This window comes from Kitasatospora sp. NPDC059648, from assembly GCF_042734825.1.
Classification (GTDB): Bacteria; Actinomycetota; Actinomycetes; order Streptomycetales; family Streptomycetaceae; genus Kitasatospora.
The window spans coordinates 1-3,690 of the sequence record NZ_JBHWDU010000197.1; the positions used below are offsets into that span (position 1 = coordinate 1).

Sequence of the window (3,690 nt, forward strand, 5' to 3'; positions counted from 1 at the left end):
AGCTGCAGTTGGTCCTCGCCACCTGGGCAGGCAATTGCCCGACCTGCCATCGCGACATACCGACACCCATGCGAACCTGACCAAGCCCTACTAGGAGGTCAGCGAGATTGCTTATGTGGGCCCGGGTTCTCGGGTTCCGGTCGTTTGCTGGTGTGGGGTGGGGCGGGTTTTGGTAGTACCTCTAGCCCGCCCGTCCGGATCTCCGGCCTGCGGCACGCTCACGAGGTCGAGTGGTTGCCCGCGCCGGTGACGAGTGGGGCGTGCCGGGCGCCGAGCACCCAGGGGCGCAGCCGTATCCTGCGCCGCAGGCCACCGGTTCCCGACCCCTACTGCCCGGTAGGCACGCCGTCACTGCACGATCGCAGCCGGCAGTGTGCCGTCCCGGCGAAGCGATCGCAGACCATCCCCGGTGCCCAAGGAGCTTGGCCCGCACCGGTGTTCATCACCCACTACCTGAGGTGCCGTCGCAAGTGACCGGTCACCACCACCGTGCGGAGGAGGGCTGCGACGCTCTCGCGCCCGAGGTCGCGTACGCCGCCGCCCTGGGGCCGGTGGCCGAGAACACCGCGGTGACCCGCCTCCAGGCCGCGCTCAGGAATGATGGTGAGTACCCGCGCGCCTCCCCGGAGCGGGAGTACCGGCTGCGCCGGGCCGCGCTCGCCGACCGCCTGGCACTCTGCAGCCGCGACGAGCACGACATCGCCGAGGCCGCGCGCACCGCCTACGAGCGGCTCGCCTTCGACCTGGCCGACGGTCGCTTCGTCCTCGGCCCGGTCGGGCCCGGCTCGCCCGCATGGCAGGTACCGGCTCGGCCCCATCTTCGCCAGGAGTACGAGCGGTGGGCGCAGCTGACCGACGGCGGCCGGGACGCTTGGGCGAAGGAGGCGGGATGACCGCTGACCCCCCAGGGCCCCGCCGCCGCTCCTGCCGCGACTGGATTCGGTCTCCTGGCTCGTCCCGGCCGTCCGGCCGGGACGGCTGCGCTCAGCCGTGCGACCTGGTGCGACGGGACGGGTGGTGCGGGGCGGGCCGGTCGGGTCCCGGGGAAACAACCCCCTGCATCCCCGGGGCTCGGCCGAGCCGCGTCCGGACGCGGGGCAGGCGCTTCGCCATTGACTCGACGGGCGGGGCGATGTGCCTTTCGTTACCGAGAGCAGGACCCCTCGCCTCTCGTCGACGTTTGACCCGCGATCTACAACGAACCGCTGCCAGCACTCGCCAACAAGTGCTCTTCATCCTCACCTGCACAGCCAACAGCCCAACGAGCGAACCCGTCAGCCGTCACTCCGGCCCGGTTTGGCCGCCGCCGCATCGCAGCGTGCTCGGTGGCACGCCGTACGCGGAGCGGAAGGCCCGGCTCAGGTCTGCCGGGTGTCGGAACCCCCAGCGGAGGGCGACGGCACCGATCGTCCGGCGGCGCGGCCTGTGGCGCCATCCAGTGCGCCCGCACCGGTAGGCATCCGCCAGCTCCACGCCTGCCGCTGTTGTTCGCCGGTTTGTTCTGGTCACACCCCGGACAGCTCTGCTCGTAAAGGCACGGGATCAGTGGGTTCAGTACTGGATGGAATGGCTGCGGAGGTAGGAAAGCGCGTCCCAACCGGTGGAAAGCGGGGGGCCGGCCTTCGGCCGGCCGGTATTGAAGTATTCGGAGAAGGTGGACGGGGCGGTAGACGTCAACAGGGTGATCGTGCGGTTCCAGTTGCCACCGTCGACGTTCCTCCACAGGTCGAGCAGCGAACCGGTCACGTTGCCCTCGACCTGGTCTCCGGTACCCCAGCCTGATGAGTAAGCGAAGGACATCTCGGTGCCGTTCGGCCAGACGTAGCGGTAGTCACCCAGGAGGTAGGCGGCGACGGCATCGGCGAAGCCCTCGACCCATGCACACGTACCACTGCCAGCGCGATTGTAGATGTACTGGGAAGTGCAGATGGTGTAGCTCGGGAAGCCGTTGAACAAACGATTCATGAAGAAGTGACCGGACTCATGGAGGATGGTGTGCTCGGAGTCGGGGTCGGCGGCGGAGAGGTGGATGGTGTGGCTGCCGATGTCGTAGTACGGACCGTCCGTCGAAGTGTCGGTCCACTGGATGTTGAGCTCGGTGCAGTGGTTTCCGTCTGTCTCGTGAGAGGACCAGCAGATGCTGGCGGGGTTGTTGCGGTTCCACCACAGAAGGTTGACGGTGTCGAAGGCGTGCCAGGCCCGGGCAGTGTCGGAGGAAGGCTTGATCACGCCAAGCGAAGCGCTGGAGGAGACGTTGTGCAGGGTCTGGGAGTCCAGCGTGTAGGTTGCGCCTCGGGTGTCGTTGACCCTCCACAACTTCGTACTTTCGGCATTGAACCGCACCCACATGCTGCTCATCGACGTCGTCGTGGGCGTGTGGCAGAGCTTGAAGCCTCCGTCGCCCGCCGTGTACTGGAAATCGGCAGTGAGCCGGTGCGGGGAGTCGGTGGGCTTCTCATTGCCCCACAGTTCGACGTTCGCGCTGCGGACCGGTTTGGTCATCGTCGGCTTCGACGTTCCCGCGTCGGCCGACTGGTAGTCGTACATGAGATTTCCGCTCAAGCAGACAGGAGCCGCAACTGCCGCCGCGCTGGTGGCTGACAGCGGGACTGCGGCCATACCGGCGAGAACGGCCGCGCCGAAGGCGGCGAAGCGACGCGACAACTTCTTTCCTATGTCCATGGACTTCCTTTCAGAGAAACAAATGTGGAAGGGCCCCTGTCGGCCGAGGAAATGACGTCCCGTAGGATGATACTGACTGCATCGTCGATGCGGATCACGCGAAGGCGCCCGCCGGCGCACGGCGAATCTGGCCTGGCCGACGGTGAGATTCCTACTGGGTGACGTCAGAACAGCAGTGGCAGACGACACGAGGTGTCAGTGGTCGGCGACGCCGTTGTGTCCCTGGTCGCGGAGCAGGCGGGCAAAGCCGCCGCCGGGCCGGATGGGGGCTGCCAGACTTCGTCTCGCCGATCATGACACCCCCGCGTCGTTCGACAGGGGCCGTGTTGATGGTGAGCGCCCGGCGAAGGCCGGACGCCCCCAGGACTCCATCGGTCGCCCGGGAAGTGGCGGACGTGCGACTCGAAGGCCGCGATGGCCCGCCCCCCTGCGGTCGGCTTCGAACGCCTCGGCGATGATCTCACGTGGACATATGGACTGATGGGCGGGCCGGCGGGGACCGATCCCTAACGTCGCTGAGTAGGCCCGGAGCGCGGTGCCAGGATTGCTCCTGGTCCGTTTCTCCGGACCTCTCGCCGAACCCGCCGTGCGCCTCTCAACGCAACGGGCTCTCCACGGTCTCTGCCGTCAGACGGGGTTCGCAAGCTGCCATGGGTTGGGGATCGTGCTGGCCCGGTATCGGTAGCGGCTGACCGTGACCGATGCAATCTGGAACAGCTCGACCCCGTCCGCTGAGATCGGTCGCCACTTCCCCGTAGGAGTGGTGAACCGGCGGCGGACGTCGCCCCCAGCTCCAACGGTGGCGTTCCCGCAACATGCGGATCAGACGCCACCACACGAGGGCGTCCAGCCTGTCAAAGACATGCTTGGCGACCGCGTGCTTGAAGTAGTTGGCCCAACCGCGCGTGATCTGAGTGGACGTTAAGTCCGTTTCTGGTAGCGGCCTCGTTCGGGTTGGGTGAGGAAGCCTTGGCGAGTGAGGCGTCCGAGGCGGCTGCGGGTGATGTT

General features: G+C 67.2%; 3 protein-coding genes. 1 reads left to right on the forward strand and 2 read right to left on the reverse strand.

Going from position 1 to position 3,690, the window contains the following annotated elements:
- Positions 1-470 precede the first annotated feature (470 nt).
- Positions 471-893, forward strand: a complete 423-nt coding sequence (locus ACFV1W_RS40295; protein ID WP_380422514.1) for a hypothetical protein — start codon at positions 471-473, stop codon at positions 891-893.
- 658 nt (positions 894-1,551) lie between these two features.
- On the opposite strand, the gene ACFV1W_RS40300 is transcribed toward ACFV1W_RS40295, so the two are convergent.
- Both ACFV1W_RS40300 and ACFV1W_RS40305 read right to left on the reverse strand, forming a co-directional pair.
- Positions 1,552-2,682 (reverse strand): metalloprotease, encoded by a 1,131-nt coding sequence (locus ACFV1W_RS40300; RefSeq protein WP_380422515.1) that lies wholly within the window; start codon positions 2,680-2,682, stop codon positions 1,552-1,554.
- Positions 2,683-3,277: 595 nt separating this feature from the next.
- The gene (locus tag ACFV1W_RS40305) at positions 3,278-3,592 is read right to left on the reverse strand and encodes a group II intron maturase-specific domain-containing protein (RefSeq protein ID WP_380422517.1); all 315 of its coding nucleotides are present in this window, start codon (positions 3,590-3,592) and stop codon (positions 3,278-3,280) included.
- Between the last annotated feature and the right edge of the window lie 98 nt (positions 3,593-3,690).